The organism is Pseudomonas sp. MWU13-2100, from assembly GCF_023242365.1.
Lineage (GTDB): Bacteria > Pseudomonadota > Gammaproteobacteria > Pseudomonadales > Pseudomonadaceae > Aquipseudomonas.
The window spans coordinates 1-664 of sequence record NZ_JALLIX010000135.1; the positions used below are offsets into that span (position 1 = coordinate 1).

At 51.2% G+C, this 664-nt stretch carries 1 protein-coding gene; it reads right to left on the reverse strand.

What is annotated here, in order from left to right; all coding sequences use genetic code 11:
- Positions 1-240: 240 nt before the first annotated feature.
- The coding region (locus M5B99_RS29720) for a hypothetical protein (protein WP_248807470.1) at positions 241-664 on the reverse strand (424 nt) is incomplete at its 5' end.

Below are 664 nucleotides of genomic sequence, written 5' to 3' on the forward strand. Positions count from 1 at the left end.
AAAAGCGTGGTATGTGGAGGGCGGTAAAGCGGCGGGAGGGATTGCGGGGTCTTATGCCGGAGGCAGGTTTGGAGCCCATGTCGGGGGTATTGTATGCGCCGTTGGGTTAGGTGTTGTTTCGGGAGGATGGGGCGCTTTGAGTTGCGGGATTATTGGCGGAGCTGTCGGTAGCTATACCCTCGGGACGATGAGTGGCGGTTGGGGGGAGCGTGCCGGTGATTTAATTTATGAGGGAGCACGCTAATGATGACATTGAAGAACGTGGCTGCTGTTCTGTTCCTGTTTTTGAATTTCTTTAGTATTGGTTTGTTGGCCTATCTTGCCAAAACAAAACTGGATGTAGCCGAGGCATACTTCAAGGATAACGCTTGGATGACCGGTCATCACCGATGGTGGGGAGGCAACTCCTATGACAGTCGAATTATGAGGGTGCTTTTTGTCGGCTCGTTTTTCATGTTTCCGAAGCTTTATATACGGCGAGGATGGCTCACCGAACAAGAACTTGAGCCTGTTCCAATAGCCTTGCAGAGATGGTTCAAACTCCCCCAGTACTTGGGGATACTGTTTATTTTGCTCTGCATCTTTCATCTGGTGATGCCCGTCACCGATGAGTTGTGATACGGAAAAAGGGCGCCCATTCGCGTTCTTGTCGGCCAGGTAGATG